Raw genomic sequence first — 22,599 nt, 5'->3', positions numbered from 1 at the left:
GACTTATGCCCCTTTTATCAAGGATCATTCATCCGGGTTGCCGAAGCGTTAAAATGCACCATCTGGAGGTTTAGATTGACGGGCGCGGAATTAGGGAATATCCATCGCAGTCAGGTAGCCATATTCAATCTTTGTTAAAGTCAATTGCTCATTCTGATTAAAAAACAGCTTCACAAAATTCGCACTATCACCAATGAGCTCGACGCGCTGATACTCTGTAAAAGTAAATTGATTTAAAATATACGACATTCTTTCACGGTGTGCTGCTGGAATAGGGTTTTTAGATATGACCTCCCCTGCAAAAGTCGGCTCTGTGTCTTTGGAGGGTTTAAAATTATGTTTTTTCAACTTTGCCTTCTGAGAAAAAGCAACGAGCGCATCATGCGCGCTGTTAAAATTGTCTGCCAGATTTTTCAAATGCGCAGCTAATTGATTAATTGACAGGGTGCGGTTATTTGAATGGTACGATAAACCAATTCCGCCAAGACTCGCCACAGCAGGGACGATACTTCGTCCAACGATGCTAAATAAACCTGCAGTTGAGGTCCAAAAGATTGCCAATAAGGTGGCTGAACTTAACGCAACGGCTCCCATTGAAGTGGTATTATAATGCTGTACAGGAATGCCGAGTATGCGATTGTTAATATGCTTTATCTCACCATTCGGCCGCCGCCCTGTAGCCTGCTCTGTGGGAGGATTTTTAAAACGACTGTTACTGTTATTTTTATAATCGTTCAACGCACTGGCAATAACACTGGTTTCTCTTTTAGAAAGACTGGCAATTTCCATCGGCTCAAGCGAACTCATCAGAATCAATGATTCTTTGAGAATTTCAGAGGGTAAAAAGCTGCCTGAAGTATCAGAATTTAAACTGGGATTCGTCGTGAGTCCCTCAATCACATGTATGCCTGGAAATGCCATAATAACCTCTTTTTAAGATGTAACAGTTCCTTTGATTAGCTTTCTTTATTTTGCTTGATATCCCAACCCATCTGCACAGAAGCGGCTTTCGTTCCCTGAGAAGCCTGTTCCCAGTATTCCAGCGCAACCTTGCTGGCTTGAAAGGAATACTGCATACCCAGCGTGGACGCGTGACCAATGCCGGTAAAGTCAGTCTGCGTAACCAGCACATCTTCAAGCGTGATGCGAGTATATTCCACTTCCTGCCCGCCTGCCTTGCAAACAGACAGCTGAATTTTTGGCAGATGTTTACCACTTGCACAATATTTCACTAACGCCGGTGTGGCCTTATCGATCAATGCCTCAACGCTTAAATCGCGATAATTCACTTTTCCCGCACCGCCACCACCGCCAACGGACATATTACCTGGTTGCTGCGCGCCCCAGTTAAATGACAGAACATCTATCCATTTTTTATGGTTTGCATTTTGCGACTCACCTTCAATTCCATCTATTTTCAAAAAGATATCAATAGCCATTTTTCACCTTTATTTTAAGGGCGGATTAACTCAGCTCTCTTTATTTTGTTTAATATCCCAACCAGCTTTGCTTTCCGCCCCTTTGGTACCGCTGGCACTTTGTTCCCAGTAGCTGGTAGACACTTTGGATGCCTGAAAGGCGTAGTCCACCACAATGGTGTCACCTTGCCCTACTCCGTTAAAATCCGTTGCCGTAACCAGTACATCTTCCAGCACAATCTTCGTGTACTCAATTTGGTTGCCACCGGCTTTGCAAACCGACAGTTCTACCTTTGAAACATGCTTTCCGCTGGAGCAGTATTTAAGAATGGCAGCAGTGGATTTGTCGATTAACGCTTTAACACGCAGATCGTTGAAATTCACTTTTCCTGAGCCGCCACCGCCACCTACCGCCATATTACCGGGTTGCGAAGCCCCCCAGTTAAATGAGAGCACGTCGGTCCATCCTTTATGATTGCTGTCCTGTGATTCTCCAGTAGTCCCTTCAACTTTCAAATAAATATCAATCGCCATTAATTTTTTCCGATTACGCTGTGATAATGATGAAACGGGTGTTGCAATCCGTTATATTCGGCAGGTTCAGACAGAATTTAGAGCCATTTGCATTAAGAAACAGGCAGCAGCATATCAATGCTGTTGCATCGTGCTAACAGAAATAGTAACGCCTGAGAATTTTCTCAGTAAATATGAATATGTCAGGTAACCAGAATACAGTTAACCTTGAAGGTCTTTATACATTAATAAAATTAACACAACTTCATGTCAATTAATTTACAACTAACAATGTATTATTGAGATAAATCTTAAAGCTGATGTTTTCAGCGGCTGATAGTTTCAGAGGTTAATAACGCTAAACATCTCGCTGCACTGGCCAGCAATATTATCGGCGGGGAATGTGAGAAATATTACAGTAGAAGAGGCATTATTATTTTAGTAAAAACCCCACGCAGCGAGGACTGTGTGGGGTTATTAATCTGGCAAGATCAAGCAGGCTTAACGCCAGCCCAGCTCCGGCGCCACGTACTTCAGAATCGATTCAATGACGTGTGCGTTGTAGTCCACGCCCAACTGATTCGGTACAGTGAGCAGCAGTGTATCCGCTTCGGCAATCGCCTCATCCTCTGCCAACAGTTTGATCAGTTTTTCCGGCTCGGCGGCATAGCTGCGACCAAAGATGGCGCGGGTTTTCTCATCCAGAAAACCGACTGAATCCTGATCCTGTCCACTGCGGCCAAAGTAAGCCCGATCCATATCGTTCACCAGCGCAAAAATGCTGCGACTGACGGAAACCCGTGGCTTACGCGAGTGCCCCGCCGCTTCCCATGCTTCACGGTAGGCGCGGATCTGTTTTGCCTGCTGGATGTGGAACGGCTCGCCGGTTTCATCATCTTTGAGCGTCGAGCTTTGCAGGTTCATGCCCATCTTCGCCGCCCATACTGACGTGGCGTTGGAGCCCGAACCCCACCAGATGCGATCGCGCAGGCCTTCAGACAGCGGCTCAAGACGCAGCAGGCCCGGTGGATTCGGGAACATCGGCTGTGGATTCGGTTTGGCAAAACCTTCGCCACGCAGCGCATCCAGGAAAACTTCTGTGTGGCGACGGCCCATGTCCGCATCCGTCTCGCCTTCCTGCGGCGCATAACCAAAATAGCGCCAGCCCTCAATCACCTGCTCTGGCGAGCCGCGGCTCAGGCCCAACTGCAGGCGACCGTTGGAAATCAGATCGGCAGCGCTGGCATCCTCCACCATATAGAGCGGATTTTCATAGCGCATATCGATAACGCCAGTACCTATTTCAATTTTTTTGGTGCGAGCGCCGACCGCTGCCAGCAGTGGAAACGGCGAGCTAAGTTGGCGGGCGAAGTGATGCACACGGAAATAGGCACCATCGGCCCCGAGTTCTTCTGCCGCTACCGCTAAATCTATAGACTGCAGCAACACGTCCTGAGCAGAACGCGTGGCGGACTGCGATGATGGCGTCCAGTGGCCGAATGAGAGAAAACCAATCTTTTTCATCTGTTACGTCTCCTGACGAAAGAACAATGCTTTCGCGTGATAAACCTCAATGAAATAAGGTTACGCCAGCCGCGCCGTGACGGATAGTGAATATCCTTAAGCGCTACATTCAAGAATTTTGACATAGCTTGCGCTGACCTGACTGCGGTCAGTGCACTATTCTGTGTGGGTGCAGATTGTAATAATGCTTGCGGGCAGATTGGGTTTTAACGCATAACGTAAATCACTGCCCTGCATCTGGGCAGATGCGTTCAATGGAGGAAGAAGGGATGCGTATTTTGATTGTAGGTGCGGGGGCAACCGGCGGCTATTTTGGCGCACGGCTGATACAGGCCGGGCAGAATGTGACCTTCCTGGTCCGTGAAGGCCGTTTTAATCAGTTACAACAAACCGGCCTGGTGTTGCAAACCCGCTCAGGGCAGGAAACGCTTGAACCCCAGTTGGTCACCGCCGCCAGGCTTGACGCGCATTACGACTTAATCATCTTAACGGTTAAAAGTACCGGCCTGGCGCAGGCGATTCACGACATCCAGCCGGCTGTTGGGCCACAAACCCTGATCATGCCGATTCTGAATGGCATGCGGCATATTGACACCTTGCTCACCCACTTCGGTGCCGATCGCGTGATCGGTGGCTTGTGCAAAATCAACGCCACGTTGAACGATAAAGGCCATGTGGTGCAGTTGACGCCCTTACACCAGATCTATTACGGCGCACTGGATGGCAACAACGATGACCGACTGCAGCAGGTCGATGCCGCGCTACGTGGTAGTGCCGTGGAAACGTTTTTTTCCGACAATATTATCGGTGAGTTATGGGAAAAATGGCTGCTGTTAAGCACGCTCGGCGCGGTGTGTTGTCTGGCGCGGGGGAATACGCAACAGATACTGACCCAGGCCGGTGGCGAGATGCTGCTTCAGGGCATTTACAGTGAGGTGCTTCAGGTTATCTGCGCGGAGGGCTATCAGCCCCGCCCTGCCGTTACCGCAAAAATTTATGAATTGCTGAACGACCCGTCGACGCCTATGACCTCCTCCATGTATCGTGATTTGACCCAGGGTTTTGCTATTGAAGCCGATACGATCATTGGCGACCTGCTGCTACGAGCCAGTCGTCATGGTATGACTGTGCCACTGTTGAATGCGGTAAATGTTAACCTGCAAATCTATCAACAGAACCGTTAAACACGGATGTGATGGGAAAGCAGCCGCGCCGTCGCAGGGCGCGCGAGTAACGGAATTTTGTTACACTCGCTGCCTCATCTTTTGGAGGAATAATGACGTCCCGCTCTGTGACCCTTGATGATGTTGCCCAACTGGCTGGCGTTTCCTATCAAACGGTTTCTCGCGTGCTTAACCGCTCTGAGCAGGTTTCCCCCCGCACCCGTGAAAAAGTTGAAGCGGCGATGCAGCAGCTTAACTATGTGCCCAATCGGGTCGCACAGCAGCTGGCGGGAAAAGCGACCCGAACCTTAGGCCTTGCAACCAGTAACCTGGCCCTGATGGCCCCGGCGCAGATTGCTTCGGCCATTCAGCAGCGCGCCGCCAGCGCCGGTTATCACCTGGTGATCGCGATGGACAGTGAGGATAATGCGGAAGCGACAGTGAATGAACTGATGGCCCAGCGCGTGGATGCGGTGCTGATCAATATGCCGTTAGAGGCGGCCGAGGCGGAAAAAATCCGCGTGATGTGCGGTAAAAAGCCGGTGCTGTTTCTGGATGCCGATCCCCATGCTCTCGTATCTCATTGCCAGTATTCAAACGAACAAGGGGCGCGTGCCGCCGTTGCACATCTGATTGCGCTCGGGCACCGGCAAATTGGCCTGCTGAATGGCCCGGTGCGCTCAGTGTCGGCTCGTCAGCGCGAAGCGGTCTGGCGTCAGGCGCTGGCAGAGCATCAGTTATCTCCCTGCTGCGTCCTGCGCGGCGACTGGAGCGCCAAATCCGGCTATCAGGCGATGCTGGCGCAACTCCCGAATGCCCTGCCCCAGGCGCTTTTAGTGGCGAATGATGAGATGGCGCTGGGCGCGATGCGGGCGCTACATCAGCACGGCGTGGCGATTCCGGGCGATATTTCTCTTGTCGGCTACGATGACACGGCAGAAAGCGCCTGGTACCAGCCGCCACTGACCACCATTCGCCAGGATCTTCAGCAGCTCGGCACCCACAGCGTGGATCAGGTGCTGGCCGAACTGCGGGGTGGAGCGGTGGCGTCACGTACCCTGGAGCCGATGCTGGTGATCAGAGAAACCACCGCAGCGCCCGCCAGCCAAAACCTGGACTTATCGGATCTGGCGCGTCAACTCCAGCAGATTGCACGTAGGCTGACCCGCTAAGTCTTCACCGACGTCTCTCAGCCATAAAAAAAGCCCGCCCAACCTGAAGGTTGCGCGGGCAGGTTATCCGCAGCGAAGGGTTTCCGTTATTCGCGCACCCTTACGGCGCTTTGGTTTCACCCACGCCCATGGTCTTGAGCTTTTTAGACAGCTCACGGCGCTCTTTCGAGAGGTCGGCGTTTTTGATGATGTATTCATCCACGCGATCTTCATAGTCCGCACGCATGCTGGCGATGATTTCCTGTATCGCTTCCACGCTCATGCCGGGTTTAATGTATTCGCTCAGGTTGTCCAGCAGCAGAACACGCTTTTGGTTGTCACGAATTTTCTTCTCATTATCGACAATTTCACGCTGCAGTTTGTTCTTGCGGCGAAACGTACGGACAAACTCAAGTACGTCCTGAAATGATTGCTTGGCATTTTCCATGATGGCACCTTTCTTTAAGCCTGCTAAAGCAGGGAGAGAGTCAAAACGATCAGCTTAGCGGCTAGCCAGCCTTAAGGGCAATTCTCACAGCTAAATTCGGACTGGCTCTTATCTTAGCGCAAAAAAACCGGGTTTCGCATTAAGTCATTGTCTGAGGTGATTATTTACGCAGCGCCAGACGCAGTAAGTCCGTCATGCGCTCCAGTTGCTTCGCCAGCTCCAGACTCAACCAGACATAGCCATAAATTGGCGTTTCCTCCAGACGGTCACTGCCGCTGGCGATCAACTGCTTAAGTTCATTGACGATTTCCGTTAACTCATGGTTGGCCGCGATGATGTCATAGGTTTCCCCTTTCACCGCCATCTCCGACAACGTTCGTAGCGCGTTTTCCGTCATCTGCTGAGTACGGCGCAGCGTCGGCGCATTCAGCATAATCAGATGGCTTTCCCTCGATGCCCACCAGGCATTAATTTGCATCTCAATGGTGTACACCATATTACGGTTTATGGTCTGAATCGCTTCAAATACCGATTTAGGAATACGCGTTTCTTTGCTGGACGGCTCCAACAGCGCGCGCATTTTGATGACGCTGGAGAGCAACTTCCCAAAGGGCTTATTCAGTCGCGGCTTTTCCACCAGGTTAGCGGAAAAACCTGCATGATAGATTTTTGCCATCTCGCCCAGCGTATCCGAAAGCTGGATACGCCAGTGAATGTAGGCGCGCTGTGCCCAGACAGCGGTAAATATCAGCGCCAGCAGCGAGCCTAAAATCACATCGCCGCCACGCCACATGGCGACGGTGAAATCCCCCATTGGCGCGCCGACCACTACGCAGAGCGTAATGCCAATCAACAGCGCCATATAGGGATGCTTTCCCAGGGTCAGATAGCCGCTGATAAACATGATCAGCGCGCACCAGGCCAGCATGCCCGGTAGCGAAATCATCTCCAGCTTGAGCGCAATCAATCCCGAAATTGACCCGGCAATCGTGCCGCCAATGCGCTGAATGGCGCGGGGAAACACATTGCCCCACGTGGAGATCGGCCCCATCACCACCACCAGCGTAATCAGCGGCCAGGTGCCTTCGGGAATGCCGGTCATCCGCACAAACAAAAAGGCAAAAAGAAACGCCACCGCGATGCGCAAGCCGTGCACGCTACGGTAATGGCGATATAACCAGAATTCCAGATTAGAGATGGGCTTATCAGAGCGCAAGATAGCTGTCCGCGGGTAAAGAGGTGATTCTACGCGATGCACCGTGTGAGTCCTGGCGCGCCGTCAATATTTTAGTCAATACGTGACACATTGGGCCATTATCACCAACCTGTGGCGGTAAATCAGCAAAATAAACCGTTCAGGTGGCAATAGGGTCCTGCGATGCGAGCCCTCGCGGCACCTGCCCGGCAGGCAGGTGCGCGTGGCCTGAGATTAAAACTTACGTTTCAGATAGTCGGAGAGGCGGCTAAACATGCCGGCTTCGTTAACGGCACTGAGCGCCACCAGCGGATAACTGGCAATCTGCTTGTCTTTATCCATAACCTGAATCTCACCAATGTTCTCATTGGCTTTCAGCGGTGCTTCCAGATCGCTACGGTTAATCACGTATTTGGCTTTCACGTTCGGAATTTCACTGCGCGGGAGCGACAGGTAAACATCATTTGCCGTGCCCACCTCAACCTGATGCGGATTGCCGTACCACACGTGTTCGCTGCCGATCTTCTTGCCCGCATGGAACAGTTGGACCGTATCGAACGTATTCTGGCCCCAGACCAGCAGTTTACGCGCCTGCTCTTCGCGCCCTTTCGCGCTTTTACCGCCCATCACCACGGCAATCAGGCGATGCTGACCGACCACATTTGAGGCGATGATATTAAATCCTGCGGTTTCGGTATGACCTGTTTTCAGACCATCCACGTGAAGACTGTTATCCCACAGCAGACCATTGCGGTTGTTCTGAGTGATGCCATTCCAGGTCAGGGTTTTCTCACGGTACATGGCATAGAAATCCGGCTCGCCGTCGATGATGGCGCGAGACAGCTTTGCCATGTCCAGCGCACTGGAGAACTGTCCTGGCGCATCCAGACCGTGGACGGTTTCGAAATGGGTATTGGTCAGGCCCAGTTTCTCCACGTAATGATTCATCAACTTCACAAAGTTGTCCTGGCTGCCCGCGACATAATCGGCCAGCGCCACGCAGGCATCGTTACCCGAATCGATAATGACACCGCGGCTTAAGTCGCGCACGCTCAGCTTATCGCCCGGTTTCAGGAACATGAGCGATGAACCTTTAAAGACCGGATTGCCTGCGGCCCAGGCGTCTTTCCCCACGGTGACCATATCGTCGCGCGTAATTTTCTTTTGATCGATGGCGCGGTCAACGACATAGCCCGTCATTAACTTGGTCAGGCTGGCCGGATTGCGGCGTTCGTCAGGATTGCCCGCCGTAAGCACCTGCCCCGTGGTGGCATCCATTAGCACCCATGATGCGGCATCGATCGCCGGCGGCGTCACGGGAAACGGCATATCGTCGGCCTGTGCCAGCGAAGCCCAAAAAACAGTTACGGTAATTAACAGACGCCTTTTCAACACTTCATCCTTAGTTGCACAAATAAAACAGACGGGAACAGCCGGACGTTTTACGGCAAAAGCCTTAAGAAGGTTTAATTAAATTGAAAAAAAATATGAACTGCCGGGTGCCACCACGCAGCTTTGGTCAGTACGGTTGTGCTGGCGAGCGCAGAAGACTATCCTGAACGTTGATTTTTTTGCAGACAGGACAGCGACGTGCCCGCCTCTGAATTCACTTTCTTATTCCATGATTACGAAACCTTCGGCACCAGTCCGTCACGGGATCGTCCGGCGCAGTTTGCCGGGTTACGTACCGACAGCAACTTTAATCCGGTTGGCGAGCCAGAGGTGTTTTACTGCCGTCCGCCGGACGACTATCTGCCCCAGCCTGAAGCGGTAATGATTACCGGTATTACGCCGCAAATTGCCGCCTCGCGGGGCGTCAGCGAGGCCGAGTTTGCCGCCCGTATTCATGCCCTGTTCACCGCCGAACAAACCTGCGTGGTGGGCTACAACAACGTGCGCTTCGACGATGAAGTGACACGCAATATTTTCTACCGCAACTTCTACGATCCCTATGGCTGGAGCTGGCAAAACGGTAACTCTCGCTGGGATTTGCTGGACGTGATGCGTGCCTGCTATGCGCTGCGGCCCGAAGGCATCAACTGGCCCGAAAATGAAGACGGTTTTCCCAGCTTCCGGCTGGAGCACCTGACCAAAGCCAACGGCGTAGCCCATGAAAACGCCCACGATGCGATGTCGGATGTCTATGCCACACTCGCAATGGCGAAACTGGTGAAAGAGAAACAGCCTAAGCTGTTCGAGTTTTTGTTTACGCATCGCAACAAAAACAAACTCATGACCCTGATCGATATTCCACAGATGAAGCCGCTGGTGCACGTTTCCGGCATGTTTGGCGCAGCACGCGGCAATACCAGTTGGGTGGTGCCGCTTGCCTGGCATCCGGATAACCGCAATGCGCTGATCGTGGTCGACCTGGCCGGCGATATGACGCCGCTTTTAACACTGGATGCCGACAGCCTGCGCGAACGTCTCTACACGCGCAAAAGCGAGTTGGGCGATCAATCAGCCATTCCCGTTAAGCTGGTGCACATCAATAAGTGCCCCGTGCTGGCTCCGGCGAATACCCTGCGGCCTGAAGATGCCGGGCGGTTGGGCATCGATCGCAAGTCTTGTCTGGATAATCTGGCGACGCTGCGTCAGCATCCTGAAATACGTGAAAAGCTGGTGGCGATATTTGCCGATGCGGAACCCTTTACGCCGTCGGATGATGTGGATACCCAGCTCTACGATGGCTTCTTTAGCGATGCCGATCGGGCGGGCATGAACATTATTCGCCAGACGGCGCCGGCTAACCTGCCCGCGCTGGATCTGACGTTTGACAGTCCGCGCGTGGCGAAGTTGCTGTTTCGTTATCGGGCGCGGAACTTCCCCGGCACCCTGGATGATGCTGAACAACAGCGCTGGCTGCAGCACCGTCGCGAAGTACTGAATCCGGATAAGGTGCAGTCGTTTTTGATGGAGCTGGAATCGCTGGCCAGCCTGCATGAAAGCGATCAGGAAAAGCTGGCCCAGTTAAAAGCGCTGTATCTGTATGCGCAGGAACTGGTGTCCTGACGCTCAGACTGGCCGGGAAACGCGAATCGCCTTTCCCGGCCAACATATCAAATCACAAACCACAGCGCCCACGTCAGAACAAAACCGGTCATCCCCATCAGGGTTGTCAGTACCGTCCAGGTTTTTAATCCATCCGCTACCGACAGGCCCAGATAGCGCGTCACCACCCAGAAGCCCGCATCGTTGACATGAGACAGCCCTAGCCCGCCGAAGCACACTGCCAGCGTGACCAGAACACGGTGCATATCATCAATGCCGGTCACGGCCTGCGTCAGTAGGCCGCTGGTGGTAAGAATCGCGACGGTAGCCGATCCCTGCGAGGCGCGCAGCGCCAGCGACAGAATAAAGGCCGCGGGGATTAACGGCAGGTGCAGCGTTTCCAGCGCCAGCGCCAGCGCTTTACCGACGCCGGACTCCACCAGCACCTTCCCAAAGGCCCCACCCGCGCCCGCCACCAGAATCACGCTCGCCGATCCCGGAATGGCCCGGCCGGTCAGATCTTCCAGCTTATCTTTGCTCCAGCCACGGCGGATGCCCAGTAGCCAGGCGGCCAGGCCCAACGCAATCAGCAGCGCTATGGGCGGTGTGCCAATCACCGTCATGATTTTACCTGGCAGGCTGTCCTGCGCCAGCAGCGAGTGAGACAGCGTACCTAATACAATCAGCACAATCGGCACCACAATCAAACCGCTTATGGTCAGCGCACCCGGCGGTGCAGGTTCATTTTTCTTCTGCGCGCCTTCCGGCTTCGCCATCTGCAGCTGCTCCAGCACCTCGACCGACAGATGATACTGGCGACGGTTCATCACCTTTGCGACGTAATAACCTAAAATGCCGACCGGCACCGAGACCAGAATCCCCAACATCATCAGCCAGCCCATATCGGTGTGCAAAATGGCCGCAGCGGCCGCGGCACCCGGATGGGTGGGCAGCGCCACGTGTACCGTTAACATCACACCGGCCATTGGCAGGCCAAACTTCAGGGGAGAAACCCGCGCCACTTTGGTAAAGCCGTAGATCAGCGGGATAACAATGATAAAACCCACTTCAAAAAACACCGGGATGCCCAGAATAAAGGCGGCCATGGTCAGTGCAGCAACAGTGCGTTTCAGGCCCAGCGTTTTGCTGAAGCGCTGGGCCAGCGACTCGGCGCCGCCCGAAGCTTCGATAATCGCCCCGAGCATGGCTCCCAGCACGATAATGATGGTGATGTGCCCCAGCAGTCCACCCATACCGCTGATGATGGTTTCCATGATTTTTTCAGCCGGAATACCGGTGGCGATCGCCACCAGCAGGCTGACAATCAACAGGGCGACAAAGGGATGGACTTTGGCTTTAATGACCAGCAACAGCAAAATCACAATGCTGGCGGTCGCAATGGCTAACAGCAACGCAGTCGTCATAGTAAACCTCTGGAATAGTTATCTTTTTTAGCGTTTTTTGGCTACAGCTCTACCTGGTGCTGGTCCGTTTTAAAGACGATCAGAACTGCACCGCTGCCGCAGCACCGGTGTGATTTTTTAACCTTAACTCAGCGGTGTTTCGCCCAGGGCGCCAGCCAGCTCAGCCCTTCCACGGTGTCCCCGCGCGGGAAATATTCGCAGCCGATCCAGCCCTCGTAACCCACCTCATCAAGCAGGCTGAACAGCCAGGGATAGTTGATCTCGCCCTCGTCAGGTTCATGACGACTGGGCGCAGCGGCGATTTGCACATGCTGATAACGCCCGGCGTAGTGGCGAATGAGGTGGCTGAGATTGCCGTCCACCATCTGGGCATGGAACAGATCCAGTTGGGTAAAGACGTTGGGACGATCGATGAGCTCAACCATCTCCAGCGTCTGATACTGGCTGGCATAGAGATAATGGGGTTTGGTGGTGGGATTTAGCGCTTCGATTAACAACCGGATGTTGTGTGGGCCGAAGCGTTCTGCCGCATAACGCATATTACCGATGAACGTCTCAACATACTGCTGGCGATCGGCACCGGAAGGAACGGTTGCCGCCATGATGTGCACCTGTGGGCAATCCAGCGCCAGCGCGTAGTCCAGAGCCCTGTCGATATCGGCTCTTGCCTCCGCTTCCCGGCCGGGAATGGCTGCAACCCCCCATTCCCCCGCAGCCACGTTGCCCGGTGCGGTATTGAACAGCACCAGTTTAAGCCCGTTGTCATCGAGCAGCGTTTTCAGTTGCTCAGCCGGATAGTCGTAAGGAAACAGAAATTCAACCGCGTCAAAGCCCGCCTGTGCAGCGGCGGCAAAGCGCTGCAGAAAGGGCACCTCATTGAACTGGGTAGATAAGTTAGCTGCAAACGTTGGCATTATCGGCTCCTGAGTTCGGCGACTTCGTCGGCGGTAAGATAGCGAATGGCCCGGTCGCCCAGGGTAAACATCAGGCGTGCGGTTTCTTCCAACTCTTCGGTATTGTCCGCCGCTTCTTGCAGGGATTTGCCCACCACGACCGGACCATGGTTCGCCAGCAGAAAAGCACGGTAGCGCGGCGCCAGAAGAGCCAGGTCCTCCGCCAGTCGCGCGTCGCCGGGTTTATAGTAGGGCACCACCGGCACGTCTCCCACCCGCATCACCACATAGGGCGTGAACGGGCGGATGCAGTTCTGGCTGTCCAGATTTTGCAGGCATGAGAGCGCGGTCAGGTAGTGACTGTGCAGGTGAACCACCGCCCGGCAGTCGGGGTTATTCAGGTAGAGCGCGCGGTGAAAGGCGATCTCTTTTGAGGGTTTATCCCCGGCAATCCACTCCCCCTGTAACGTCACTTTAGACAGGCGCTGGGCATCCAGTTCGCCCAGGCAGGAGCCGGTGGGCGTCGCCAGCAGGGTGCCATCGTCCAGCAGCAGCGAAAGATTACCGGCCGATCCGGTGGCATAACCGCGCTGGAAGAAAGATGCGCCCAGCCTGACCATCTCTTCACGGGCCTGTTGTTCAGTCATGGGAAAACTCCGTTTGTGCGCGGCGGAAAAACTGTTCATCACCAAAATTGCCTGACTTCAGCGCGAGTGACAACGGCTGCCCGATATCTCTCACCCAGGGCACGCCGGGCGAAATCACCGGACCAATATGGAATGCAGTCACGCCCAGGCTTTGGGCGACCACGCCAGAGGTTTCGCCGCCTGCGACGATAAAGCGCTGCCAGCCACGGGACTTCAGCGTGCGAGCTATCTGGGCAAACAGCTGCTCCACCGCCTCACTGCTGCGCTGTACGCCATAGTGCTGTTGAATCGACTGCAGCTGTTGCGCATCCGCGGTGGCATAGAGCATGGGTGCGAGGGGCTCATCAGCATGCTCTGCGACCCAGTCGCATAACGCCTCGGCGTACTTTTCGTCGCTGAGGCAGCGCGACACGCTGATCTTCTGGGCGGATGCCTGCTGGCGATAGGCATTGACCTGGCGGTTGGTCATTTGTGAGCAGGAGCCCGAGAGCACTACCGCCCGTTGGCCCTGTGGGTAACCCGCGCGCTGCGCTTGCGGCTCATCGCGGTGGGTCGTTGACCACTGGCGCGCCAGGCCAATCGCCAGCCCGGAGCCGCCCGTGACCAGCCGCATCGAGGTGAGTGCTTCGCCCTGGTTCAGCAGATGTTGCTCAGTAAGCGTATCAAGCACCGCGTAATTCACCCCCTGAGCACGCAGCTGCTCAAGTTGCCGTGATATCGCGCCTGCGCCCTGCTCTATCGTGGTCGCAGAGATGAGCCCGGCTTTTCCCGTGCTCTGGCTCTCCATCAGCCGTAGCAGGTTACTGTCGGTCATTGGCGTGACCGGATGATGGCGCATGCCGGAATCCGACAGCAGCTGTTCACCCACAAACAGATAACCCTGATAAACGGTGCGCCCGTTCACCGGCAACGCCGGGCAGATCACCGTCAGCGTCTCATCCAGTGCGGCCATGAGCGCATCCGTCACCGGACCGATATTGCCCTCGGAGGTGCTGTCGAACGTGGAGCAGTATTTAAAATAAAAGCGCTCACAACCTTGCGCCTGCAGCCAGCGCAGCGCGTCAAGCGACTGGCTGACGGCCTGCGCGGGCGGGCAGGATCGCGATTTCAGGCTGACCACAATGGCCTGAGCATCCGGCACAGCGGCCTGTTTCGGGATGCCGTTAAACTGAAGGGTAGAAAGCCCGTTCTGTACCAGAAAGCTGGCAATGTCGGTTGCGCCGGTAAAATCGTCGGCAATGACCCCTAACCGCATCAGATTTCCCCCTCGCGTTGAGGCAGCGTAATGCCGCTGAAGATTTTAATGACCGCACTGTCATCCTCACGGCCATAACCGGCATTGCTGGCCTCGGTGAACATATTCAGTGCGGTGGAGGCCAGCGGCAGCGGGAAATGCAGGGCTTTCGCCGTCTCGGCGACCAGGTTGAGATCTTTGACAAAGATATCTACCGCGGATGTCGGTCGGTAGTCGCCATCGACGACATGGCGCATACGGTTTTCGAACATCCACGAGTTGCCGGCCGCATTGGTCACCACCTCATACATCGTCTCCAGCGGGATCCCGGCGCGGGCGGCCAGCGCCATGGCTTCGGCCCCGACGGCAATGTGCACGCCAGCCAGCAGCTGATGAATAATCTTGACCGTCGATCCCTGACCGATTTCCGTGCCGACGCGATAAACCTTCGCGGCCACCGCATCCAGTACCGGTTGCAGGGCAGCAAACGCCTCGTCGCTGCCGGACGCCATCACGGTCATCTCGCCGCTGGCGGCTTTGGCCGCCCCGCCGGATACCGGTGCATCCAGCATCAGGAGGTGATAGTCCGCCAGTTTTGCGGCGATCTGCTGTGCATCCTGCGCGGACAAGGTGGAAGAAACCATTACCGCCGTGCCTGGCTTCAGCCTGGCGGCCAGCCCCTGCTCGCCAAACAGGATCGTGTTAACCTGTTTGGCATTCACCACGAGCAGCAGCACAGCATCAAGCTGGCTGGCAAAGGCATGCGCCGACGTCTGAGCATCGCGCGCGCCCGCCTGACGCAGCGCATCCAGCGCCTGCGGATTCAGATCCACGCCCCAGGTTGACAGCCCGGCACGAATGCAGGACTTCGCGGCGCCCATTCCCATTGAGCCTAAGCCTATGACACAAATATGTGAAACTGGCATCGTTGGCCTCCATTGTTAATTTAAGTGAATTTTTGATTTCTGTTGTTAATAGTGCCAATAAACGACGCACAAAAACGTGTTCTTATTCACATAAATTAACTCAAAGAGGCCACTGTAAAACATTTTTTCACATCACTCACCGCTTGCAATTCCCCCACCCGGGCAGTGAATGCGCGGTTTTTCAGGAAAAATAGAGTCAAAATTTCCATGTTTCTTCACATGACGATGCTCTACAATGTGAAAAAATGATAAAACGAGGTGGTTATGATTCCGGTTGAGCGTCATCAACAGATTCTGGCTCTGGTGGCAGAGCGCGGCGTAATGAGCATTAACGAGCTTACGGAGCGTTTTGGCGTGTCACATATGACCATTCGCCGGGATGTGCAAAAGCTGGAAGAACAGGGCGCGGTACTCTCGGTGTCGGGCGGTGTTCGTTCCGCTAACAGGCTGGCGAGCGAGCCCTCACATCTGACCAAAACGGCCCTGTTCAATGAAGAAAAAAAAGCCATTGGCAAGTTAGCCGCTCAGCTTATTCCGCCTGACAGCTGCATCTATCTGGATGCCGGCACCACCACGCTGGCGCTGGCGCGGGAAATTGCCGATCGGGAGGATCTGCTGGTCGTCACTAATGATTTTATGGTGACCAATCTGCTGATGGAGGCGAGTCGTTGTCGGGTGATTCACACCGGCGGTACGGTGTGCCGGGATAACCGCTCCTGCATTGGCGATGCGGCGGCACGCCACCTGCGTCAACTTGCGATAGATATCGCTTTTGTGTCCACCTCAAGCTGGGGGCTGCGCGGATTGTTTACGCCGGATGAAGACAAGGTGGCGGTTAAACAGGCCGTGTGCGAGGTCAGCAGCAAACGCATCCTGCTCAGCGACAGCTCTAAGTACGATAAAATCGCGACGTGGCTGGCCTTACCATTGGAGAAGTTTGATGTGATCGTGACGGATGATCAATTGAATACCGCAGGACGAAATGCGTTACAGGCAGGAAGTTGGGAACTGATGATGGCCGGAAAAAACGAATAAGAACAGCCCTGCTCTGTCCCGTTATTGGGCACAGAGCAGGACCAGGGGGATTACACTTCTTCGCTAAACTGGGGAACCGGATTGCGGAAACTGCGGGTCACAAAGGCCAGGTAGAGAATACCAATGGCGGCCCAGATCAAGCCCAGAACCATCGAGCTCTGCTCCAGGTTAACCCACAGCGCACCAACGGTCAGCGCGCCCAGCATCGGCAGAACCAGATACTGGAAGTGATCTTTCAGGGTTTTGTTACGTTTTTCACGTACCCAGTACTGCGCAATCACCGACAGGTTAACGAAGGTAAACGCCACCAGCGCACCAAAGTTAATCAGCGCAGTCGCGGTAACCAGATCGAAGTTGATGGCCATCAGCGCGACGGCACCGACCAGAATCACGTTCAGTGACGGCGTGCGCCATTTCGGATGGATATAGCCGAAGAAACGCTCCGGGAATACGCCATCACGGCCCATTACGTACATCAGACGCGATACGCCCGCGTGCGCCGCCATGCCGGAAGCCAGTACGGTGACCACGGAGAAGATCAGGATACCGACCTGCAACGCTTTGCCCGCGACGTAGAGCATGATCTCCGGCTGTGAGGAGTCCGGCTCTTTAAAGCGCGAGATGTCTGGGAAGTACAGCTGCAGGAAGTAGGAGGCCACGATAAACATCAGGCCACCAATCAGCGCGGTCAGGAAAATCGCACGCGGAATGGTACGTTCTGCATCTTTCGTTTCTTCCGACAGCGAACTGATGCCGTCAAAACCCAGGAAAGAGAAACACAGGATGGTCGCTCCCGTAATCATCGGCACCACGTGGGCGTTTTCCGACCAGAACGGTTTGCTGCTTACCACTGTTCCTGCACCTTCACCGTGCGCCACACCGTAGATCACCATGGCAGTAATACCGACCATCACCACAACCTGCAGGATCACGATCACGCTGTTGAAGTTGGCGACGGTTTTGATTCCCTTAAGGTTGGAGAGCGTCATAAAGCCCACCAGCAGCACCACGAAAATCCACGAGGGGATACCTGGTACCAGGGTTTCAAAATAGTTTTTTGCCAGCAGGATGTTGATCATCGGCATGAACAGGTAGTCCAGCAGCGATGACCAGCCCACCATAAAACCGACGTGCGGACTGATTGCCTTTTGAGCGTAGGTATAAGCGGAGCCCGCAGATGGGAAGCGGCGTACCAGCTTACCGTAACTCACGGCAGTGAACAGAATCGCAATCAGGGCGAAAGCATAGGCGGTGGCAACGTGACCATCGGTCAGGCCCGACACAATACCAAAGGTATCGAACAGGGTCATAGGCTGCATGTAGGCTAAGCCCATCATGACGACCGGAAGTAAAGTCAGCGTTTTTTTCAGTTGGGCACGTTGTGGTGCAGCAGAGGTATTAAGCGACATGCTTCAGTCCTCCTTGCGCAGCAACCTGACTGGGTTGATTCACAAGGATACTGCGCATTAAGCGACAGGGAGTAAGGTTTGCGGCAGCGGCGCCGTAGTCATCACGAAAACGTGTACCAGCCTGCGCTGGCAGTGTGTTAAACAACCCCATCTTTACATCCTCAATCTCACGCGGGTGCGTGTTTTCAGTGTTTATCTATCCGGGTACGCGCCCGGCCTCGTTTGTGTCAGTGAAAATTCACTCTGTTGTAACATGCAAAAAAATAACCGACGCGGTGAGCGTCGGTTATGTTCTGAATTTGCAGGAGGCGTATTTTGCCCCAACCCAACGCATTATTTCAAGACGTTGTCGCAGAGAATGCAAAAAATTAATCAGGCATTCTTTAACATCCAGTCGATTTCTGTGGCAGTGATTAACCTTTCAAACTGCATTAGCTCATAATTTTTACAGCTAAACCACACTTTGGCAAATTTCTCACCCAGTAATTTTTGTAAAGGATAGCTGCTTTCAAACTCGGTAAGGGCATCACTTTGACGGATGGGTAACGCTAACCCTTCCGCCTCGTGACCATTGCCTTTAACCGGCTGCGGCAAAGGCAGTTGCGTATCCAGACCGTGCAACATGCCAGCTAAAATCGCGGACATCACCAGATAGGGGTTAGCATCCGCTCCCGCCACTCGATACTCGATTCGGCGGCTTTCAAGATCCCCACAGGGAATGCGCAACGCCACCGTGCGGTTGTTATGGCCCCACGAGGCCTGCAACGGCACGTACGCCTCCGGGACAAAACGGCGGAAGGCATTGACGTTAGGAGCCAGCAACGCCATGGAGGCCGGCATTAAATCGATCATACCGGCCAGGGTGCGCTTCAGCAGCGGAGAGTCGCTGCCGTCGTCGCAGGCAAAGGCGTTGTGATCGGCCGCGTCCAGCATACTGATGTGTACGTGCATCCCACTGCCCGCATAGTCTTCATAGGGCTTCGCCATAAAGGTAGCGGTCATACCGTGATTCTCAGCCACCTGCCGGATAAGGCGCTTAAGCTGAATGGCATGATCGCAGGCGCTCAGGACATCCCGGGTGTGATGCAGGTTAATTTCAAACTGCCCTGGTGACGCTTCCGCCAGCGCGCCGTCGGCAGGAATGCCCTGCAGGCGGGCCAGGGTATCGATATCCCGTAAGACTTCAGAGAAGTGATCAAGATTGTCCAGGGAATAGACCTGGCTCTGCATATTGCGATCGTCGCTGCCCGGTGCGCAGGGCGGCTGAATAAAACCTTCCGCGTCGCGCTTTTTATCGACCAGATAGAACTCCAGCTCTACCGCTACCACCGGAAACAGTCCACGGTTACGCAGCTGTTGCCACAGCCGGTTCAGGACATTTCGGGGTTCAACGTCAAAGGGAGTGCCATCTTGGTTGCACATGGTTAGCAGCAGTTGTGCAATGTGTTGCGGATCGGCGGCGGAGGGAACGAGCGTGCCGGGAACAGGAAGGCAAAGATTATCGGGCTCACCGAGGGATTGTCCCAGTCCGGCCTCTTCAACGGTGTTGCCAAGAATATCCATGGCAAAGACCGAGGCGGGAAAGTAGCAGCCCTTTTCCAGCTTAGCCAGCGCGGAGACGGGAATACGCTTACCGCGAAAAACACCATTTAAATCATTAAGTAAAATATCAACGTACTGGGTTTCAGGGTGGCGCTCCAGCCAGTTTTTAACCTCTTGCTGGAACGCGCTGGTTCGTCTCTCTTCACTGTGCAACGTGAAGTCTTCTACTTCTACCAGGTTAGTCATGATTTCATCCGCCTTTAACCACAAAATGGGAGTGCGTAATGCTCAAAAAAACCGCCACACCTCTAACATAGCGCTAACACAAAAAGTGTGCAAATGTAACAAATCTGTTTGAAGATCCGGCAGTGGGTTGCTAGATTGACAAAATATTGCACACTTAACCATCAGATATGCCCTTTTCGTCAAATATTTCGAACAGCTGTTGAGGGGGAAAGATGGGCATTATTTTTGACAAGCCATTGATCGGCGTAGTGATGTGTCAGACGCATCATCACGGGCATCCGGTTCAGTCGGTGCACAATAAATATCTTGATGCCGTCGTTACCGCCGGTGGCGTGCCGCTTGCGCTGCCTCATCAGCTTATGGCTGCCCCTCATCTATCAGAAAACGCTATGGCTGCGCTGGACGGAATTTTACTGACCGGCAGCCCCAGCAACCTTGAACCCTGGCTGTATGGTGAAGCAGGCGAAGAACCCGACGCGGATGCCGGACGGGACCGGCTGGCCTTTAATCTGATCACACACGCCGTGGGTAAACAACTCCCGCTCTTTGGCATCTGCCGCGGCATGCAGGAGCTGGTGGTAGCCAACGGCGGCGCACTTTACCGTCATCTTAATCAGCATCCACAGTTTCAGCGCCATCACGACGATGACGCTGCCCCGCTGTCGCAACAGTATGCACCTGCCCATGATGTGAATATTGAACCCGGAGGGCTACTGGCCGCGCTGCTCGGCCCGGCACCGTTAATCGTGAATTCCGTTCATCATCAGGGGATACGCGAAACCGGGCCACAGCTGCGCATTGAAGCCCGGGCGCCAGACGGCCTGATTGAGGCGGTCAGCCTCAGCCGGCATCCTTTTGCGTTGGCAGTACAGTGGCATCCCGAGTGGCAGTTGAAACCCGCAACGCCGTCCTTTGCGCTGTTTAACGGCTTTATTCAGGCCGCGCGTCATTATCAACGGGAAAAGCAGCAATGAATGATGCGAATCAGGCTCCCGGACGTCGGCTGTCGCAAATTCGCCAGGCGATGGGATTATCTCAACGGCGCGTCGCTGAACTGGCTGGCCTGACGCACAGTGCCATCAGCACCATCGAGCAGGACAAGGTCAGCCCGGCGGTCAGCACGCTACAAAAACTGTTGAAAGTTTATGGTCTGTCGCTGTCGGAATTTTTCTCCGAACCTCACAGCCAGGATGCGCCCAACGTGGTTGTCCGGCCCAAGGATCTGCTGGAGATCGGCAGCCGGGGCGTTTCACTGAAGCTGATTGATAACGGCACCCCAAAGCGCGCCCTGGGCATGCTGCTGGAGACCTATCTTCCCGGTGCCAGTACCGGGGAAAAACTGCACCACGCGGGCGAAGAAACCGGTACGCTGCTGGAAGGTCAGATCGTTCTGGAGATAAACGGCCAGCAATTTCACCTGTCTGCCGGTGAGAGTTACGTCATTGATACGGGCCTGCCGCACAGCTTTACCAACCTTGCCGATGTGCCCTGCCGCATCGTCAGTGCCCACACGCCCGCCAATTTTTGATGGGGGCCGTCTGCCAAGGAGCTAAATATGAATTATGTGGAAAATTACTACACCGCAACAATGAATCCACATGCGCCCTGGCCAGTATTACAGGAAAGCATTCAGTGTGACGTCTGCATTATCGGCGCGGGCTTTACTGGCCTGTCAGCCGGTTTGTTTTTAACCGAGGCGGGCTATGATGTGGTACTGCTTGAAGCCGCACGGGTCGGTTTTGGTGCCAGCGGTCGCAACGGCGGACAGGCAGTGAACTCCTACAGCCGGGATGTGGATGTGATTGAACAGCGTTATGGCAAAGATACCGCGAAAATGCTGGGCAGCATGATGTTTGAAGGCGGGAATATTATCCGCGATCGTATCGATCGTTATGCGATCGCCTGCGACTACCGCCCGGGTGGCATTTTTGCCGCCTTTAATTCTCGTCAGATGGCGCATCTGGCGAAACAAAAAGCGGCCTGGGCGCGCTATGGCAATCATGATCTGGAACTGCTGGACGAACGGGGCATTCGGCGGGAAGTCGCGACAGAACGCTATGTCGGCGGATTACTCGACAAACGTGGTGCGCATCTGCATCCACTGAATCTGGCGCTGGGCGAAGCCGAAGCGATTCGTCGTCACGGCGGACGCATTTATGAGCATTCTGCTGCGTTAAGCGTTGACTATGGTGCGCCAAACCGGGTGAAAACAGCACAAGGTGAAGTGCGTGCCACTTTTCTGATCTTCGCGGGTAACGCCTATTTACCTTCGGAGCTGGAACCACGCCTGAGCCGGAAAAGCATGCCGTGCGGCTCGCAGATTATCGCGACCGAGCAGCTGTCACGGGATCGGGCGCTTGCGCTGTTACCCAATAACTATTCGGTCGAGGACTGTAACTATCTGCTGGATTATTTCCGCCTGACCGCAGATAACCGCCTGCTATACGGCGGCGGCGTCGTTTACGGCGCCCGGGAGCCTGGCGACGTGGAGAAAATGATCCGTCCCAAGATGCTGCGCACCTTTCCGCAGTTGCACAACGTAAAAATTGATTTCGCCTGGAGCGGCAATTTTTTGCTGACGCTGTCGCGCATGCCGCAGTTTGGTCGGCTGGAAAACAACGTTTATTTTATGCAGGGCGACAGCGGTCACGGCGTCACCTGTACTCACCTTTCCGGCAAGCTTATCAGCGAAGTGCTGCGCGGCGATGCGGAGCGCTTCGACGCCTTTGCGAAGCTTCCGCATCTGCCCTTCCCTGGCGGACGGCGGTTTAAAGTGCCACTGACGGCAATGGGCGCCGCATGGTATGCGCTGCGCGACAGGCTCGGCGTGTAAATACCGG

Annotated in this window: 21 protein-coding genes; 7 read left to right on the top strand and 14 right to left on the bottom strand. The window is 54.5% G+C overall.

Annotated elements, in window-relative coordinates; translation table 11 throughout:
* Window positions 1–90: 90 nt before the first annotated feature.
* The 4 genes from AAIE03_RS04930 to AAIE03_RS04915 form a co-directional block, all read right to left on the bottom strand.
* Window positions 91–921 (bottom strand): hypothetical protein, encoded by an 831-nt coding sequence (locus AAIE03_RS04930; RefSeq protein ID WP_013026324.1) that lies wholly within the window; start codon window positions 919–921, stop codon window positions 91–93.
* A 35-nt stretch (window positions 922–956) separates the two neighbouring features.
* Complete coding sequence (locus AAIE03_RS04925) at window positions 957–1,439, bottom strand: Hcp family type VI secretion system effector (RefSeq protein ID WP_013026325.1); 483 nt, start codon at window positions 1,437–1,439, stop codon at window positions 957–959.
* 30 nt (window positions 1,440–1,469) lie between these two features.
* Entirely contained in the window at window positions 1,470–1,952 is a 483-nt protein-coding gene (locus AAIE03_RS04920; protein WP_013026326.1) for an Hcp family type VI secretion system effector, read from the bottom strand.
* Window positions 1,953–2,432: 480 nt separating this feature from the next.
* Window positions 2,433–3,455 carry an LLM class flavin-dependent oxidoreductase gene (locus AAIE03_RS04915; RefSeq protein WP_019106503.1) on the bottom strand — a complete coding sequence of 341 codons (1,023 nt, stop codon included), beginning with the start codon at window positions 3,453–3,455 and terminating at the stop codon, window positions 2,433–2,435.
* 269 nt (window positions 3,456–3,724) lie between these two features.
* Here AAIE03_RS04915 and AAIE03_RS04910 point away from each other — a divergent pair, with 269 nt between their 5' ends.
* Window positions 3,725–4,639 carry a ketopantoate reductase family protein gene (locus AAIE03_RS04910; protein WP_072136934.1) on the top strand — a complete coding sequence of 305 codons (915 nt, stop codon included), beginning with the start codon at window positions 3,725–3,727 and terminating at the stop codon, window positions 4,637–4,639.
* Window positions 4,640–4,731: 92 nt separating this feature from the next.
* Window positions 4,732–5,790 (top strand): LacI family DNA-binding transcriptional regulator, encoded by a 1,059-nt coding sequence (locus tag AAIE03_RS04905; RefSeq protein ID WP_498562833.1) that lies wholly within the window; start codon window positions 4,732–4,734, stop codon window positions 5,788–5,790.
* Between the two features lie 100 nt (window positions 5,791–5,890).
* Here the strand turns inward: AAIE03_RS04905 and tmaR are convergent, their stop codons facing one another.
* The 3 genes from tmaR to dacD form a co-directional block, all read right to left on the bottom strand.
* On the bottom strand, window positions 5,891–6,217 hold the full coding sequence (tmaR, locus tag AAIE03_RS04900) for a PTS system regulator TmaR (RefSeq protein ID WP_013026330.1): 327 nt from the start codon (window positions 6,215–6,217) through the stop codon (window positions 5,891–5,893).
* 160 nt (window positions 6,218–6,377) lie between these two features.
* Entirely contained in the window at window positions 6,378–7,433 is a 1,056-nt protein-coding gene (locus AAIE03_RS04895) for an FUSC family protein (RefSeq protein ID WP_024471873.1), read from the bottom strand.
* A gap of 213 nt (window positions 7,434–7,646) precedes the next feature.
* Window positions 7,647–8,804: a serine-type D-Ala-D-Ala carboxypeptidase DacD gene (gene dacD / locus AAIE03_RS04890; RefSeq protein ID WP_014605477.1), complete on the bottom strand. Its 1,158-nt coding sequence runs from the start codon at window positions 8,802–8,804 to the stop codon at window positions 7,647–7,649.
* A 198-nt stretch (window positions 8,805–9,002) separates the two neighbouring features.
* Between dacD and sbcB the strand changes: the two genes are divergently transcribed.
* Entirely contained in the window at window positions 9,003–10,424 is a 1,422-nt protein-coding gene (gene sbcB / locus AAIE03_RS04885; protein ID WP_013026333.1) for an exodeoxyribonuclease I, read from the top strand.
* Window positions 10,425–10,471: 47 nt separating this feature from the next.
* Here sbcB and AAIE03_RS04880 read toward each other — a convergent pair whose 3' ends face one another.
* The 5 genes from AAIE03_RS04880 to ltnD form a co-directional block, all read right to left on the bottom strand.
* Window positions 10,472–11,827 (bottom strand): GntP family transporter, encoded by a 1,356-nt coding sequence (locus AAIE03_RS04880; protein WP_014594048.1) that lies wholly within the window; start codon window positions 11,825–11,827, stop codon window positions 10,472–10,474.
* 128 nt (window positions 11,828–11,955) lie between these two features.
* Complete coding sequence (locus AAIE03_RS04875; RefSeq protein ID WP_282844204.1) at window positions 11,956–12,741, bottom strand: HPr family phosphocarrier protein; 786 nt, start codon at window positions 12,739–12,741, stop codon at window positions 11,956–11,958.
* Window positions 12,741–13,367 (bottom strand): 3-oxo-tetronate 4-phosphate decarboxylase, encoded by a 627-nt coding sequence (gene otnC / locus AAIE03_RS04870; RefSeq protein ID WP_014605475.1) that lies wholly within the window; start codon window positions 13,365–13,367, stop codon window positions 12,741–12,743. The genes AAIE03_RS04875 and otnC overlap by 1 nt, the downstream gene beginning before the upstream one ends.
* Window positions 13,360–14,622, bottom strand: coding sequence for a 3-oxo-tetronate kinase (gene otnK / locus AAIE03_RS04865; protein ID WP_498562832.1), 1,263 nt, complete (start codon window positions 14,620–14,622; stop codon window positions 13,360–13,362). Before otnK ends, otnC begins: the two co-directional genes overlap by 8 nt.
* Window positions 14,622–15,527 (bottom strand): L-threonate dehydrogenase, encoded by a 906-nt coding sequence (gene ltnD / locus AAIE03_RS04860; RefSeq protein ID WP_498562831.1) that lies wholly within the window; start codon window positions 15,525–15,527, stop codon window positions 14,622–14,624. The genes otnK and ltnD overlap by 1 nt, the downstream gene beginning before the upstream one ends.
* 264 nt (window positions 15,528–15,791) lie before the next feature.
* Between ltnD and ygbI the strand changes: the two genes are divergently transcribed.
* Window positions 15,792–16,562, top strand: coding sequence for a DNA-binding transcriptional repressor YgbI (gene ygbI / locus AAIE03_RS04855; RefSeq protein WP_022623379.1), 771 nt, complete (start codon window positions 15,792–15,794; stop codon window positions 16,560–16,562).
* A 50-nt stretch (window positions 16,563–16,612) separates the two neighbouring features.
* Here ygbI and AAIE03_RS04850 read toward each other — a convergent pair whose 3' ends face one another.
* Window positions 16,613–17,971: an APC family permease gene (locus AAIE03_RS04850; RefSeq protein ID WP_013026340.1), complete on the bottom strand. Its 1,359-nt coding sequence runs from the start codon at window positions 17,969–17,971 to the stop codon at window positions 16,613–16,615.
* 372 nt (window positions 17,972–18,343) lie between these two features.
* Window positions 18,344–19,759: a glutamine synthetase family protein gene (locus AAIE03_RS04845; RefSeq protein ID WP_015699960.1), complete on the bottom strand. Its 1,416-nt coding sequence runs from the start codon at window positions 19,757–19,759 to the stop codon at window positions 18,344–18,346.
* A 212-nt stretch (window positions 19,760–19,971) separates the two neighbouring features.
* Here AAIE03_RS04845 and puuD point away from each other — a divergent pair, with 212 nt between their 5' ends.
* From puuD to AAIE03_RS04830, 3 genes are read left to right on the top strand one after another with little or no spacing between them, the layout of a single operon-like run.
* A complete protein-coding gene (gene puuD, locus AAIE03_RS04840) occupies window positions 19,972–20,733 on the top strand; it encodes a gamma-glutamyl-gamma-aminobutyrate hydrolase (RefSeq protein ID WP_014594054.1) in 762 nt (253 codons plus the stop codon).
* Entirely contained in the window at window positions 20,730–21,287 is a 558-nt protein-coding gene (gene puuR / locus AAIE03_RS04835) for an HTH-type transcriptional regulator PuuR (RefSeq protein ID WP_498562830.1), read from the top strand. The genes puuD and puuR overlap by 4 nt, the downstream gene beginning before the upstream one ends.
* Before the next feature lie 27 nt (window positions 21,288–21,314).
* Complete coding sequence (locus AAIE03_RS04830) at window positions 21,315–22,592, top strand: NAD(P)/FAD-dependent oxidoreductase (RefSeq protein WP_498562829.1); 1,278 nt, start codon at window positions 21,315–21,317, stop codon at window positions 22,590–22,592.
* Window positions 22,593–22,599 lie beyond the last annotated feature (7 nt).

The sequence above is a fragment of the Pantoea sp. Ae19-2 genome (genome assembly GCF_059801205.1).
The sequence above is the reverse complement of the archived record's forward strand: the minus strand, read 5'-3'. Positions and strand labels throughout refer to the sequence as shown.

Coding starts and splice junctions, on each gene's coding strand:
- AAIE03_RS04930 (WP_013026324.1), bottom strand. CDS start 921: ATGGCATTTCCAGGCATACATGTGATTGAGGGACTCACGACGAATCCC.
- AAIE03_RS04925 (WP_013026325.1), bottom strand. CDS start 1,439: ATGGCTATTGATATCTTTTTGAAAATAGATGGAATTGAAGGTGAGTCG.
- AAIE03_RS04920 (WP_013026326.1), bottom strand. CDS start 1,952: ATGGCGATTGATATTTATTTGAAAGTTGAAGGGACTACTGGAGAATCA.
- AAIE03_RS04915 (WP_019106503.1), bottom strand. CDS start 3,455: ATGAAAAAGATTGGTTTTCTCTCATTCGGCCACTGGACGCCATCATCG.
- AAIE03_RS04910 (WP_072136934.1), top strand. CDS start 3,725: ATGCGTATTTTGATTGTAGGTGCGGGGGCAACCGGCGGCTATTTTGGC.
- AAIE03_RS04905 (WP_498562833.1), top strand. CDS start 4,732: ATGACGTCCCGCTCTGTGACCCTTGATGATGTTGCCCAACTGGCTGGC.
- tmaR (WP_013026330.1), bottom strand. CDS start 6,217: ATGGAAAATGCCAAGCAATCATTTCAGGACGTACTTGAGTTTGTCCGT.
- AAIE03_RS04880 (WP_014594048.1), bottom strand. CDS start 11,827: ATGACGACTGCGTTGCTGTTAGCCATTGCGACCGCCAGCATTGTGATT.
- AAIE03_RS04875 (WP_282844204.1), bottom strand. CDS start 12,741: ATGCCAACGTTTGCAGCTAACTTATCTACCCAGTTCAATGAGGTGCCC.
- otnC (WP_014605475.1), bottom strand. CDS start 13,367: ATGACTGAACAACAGGCCCGTGAAGAGATGGTCAGGCTGGGCGCATCT.
- otnK (WP_498562832.1), bottom strand. CDS start 14,622: ATGCGGTTAGGGGTCATTGCCGACGATTTTACCGGCGCAACCGACATT.
- ltnD (WP_498562831.1), bottom strand. CDS start 15,527: ATGCCAGTTTCACATATTTGTGTCATAGGCTTAGGCTCAATGGGAATG.
- ygbI (WP_022623379.1), top strand. CDS start 15,792: ATGATTCCGGTTGAGCGTCATCAACAGATTCTGGCTCTGGTGGCAGAG.
- AAIE03_RS04850 (WP_013026340.1), bottom strand. CDS start 17,971: ATGTCGCTTAATACCTCTGCTGCACCACAACGTGCCCAACTGAAAAAA.
- AAIE03_RS04845 (WP_015699960.1), bottom strand. CDS start 19,759: ATGACTAACCTGGTAGAAGTAGAAGACTTCACGTTGCACAGTGAAGAG.
- puuD (WP_014594054.1), top strand. CDS start 19,972: ATGGGCATTATTTTTGACAAGCCATTGATCGGCGTAGTGATGTGTCAG.
- puuR (WP_498562830.1), top strand. CDS start 20,730: ATGAATGATGCGAATCAGGCTCCCGGACGTCGGCTGTCGCAAATTCGC.
- AAIE03_RS04830 (WP_498562829.1), top strand. CDS start 21,315: ATGAATTATGTGGAAAATTACTACACCGCAACAATGAATCCACATGCG.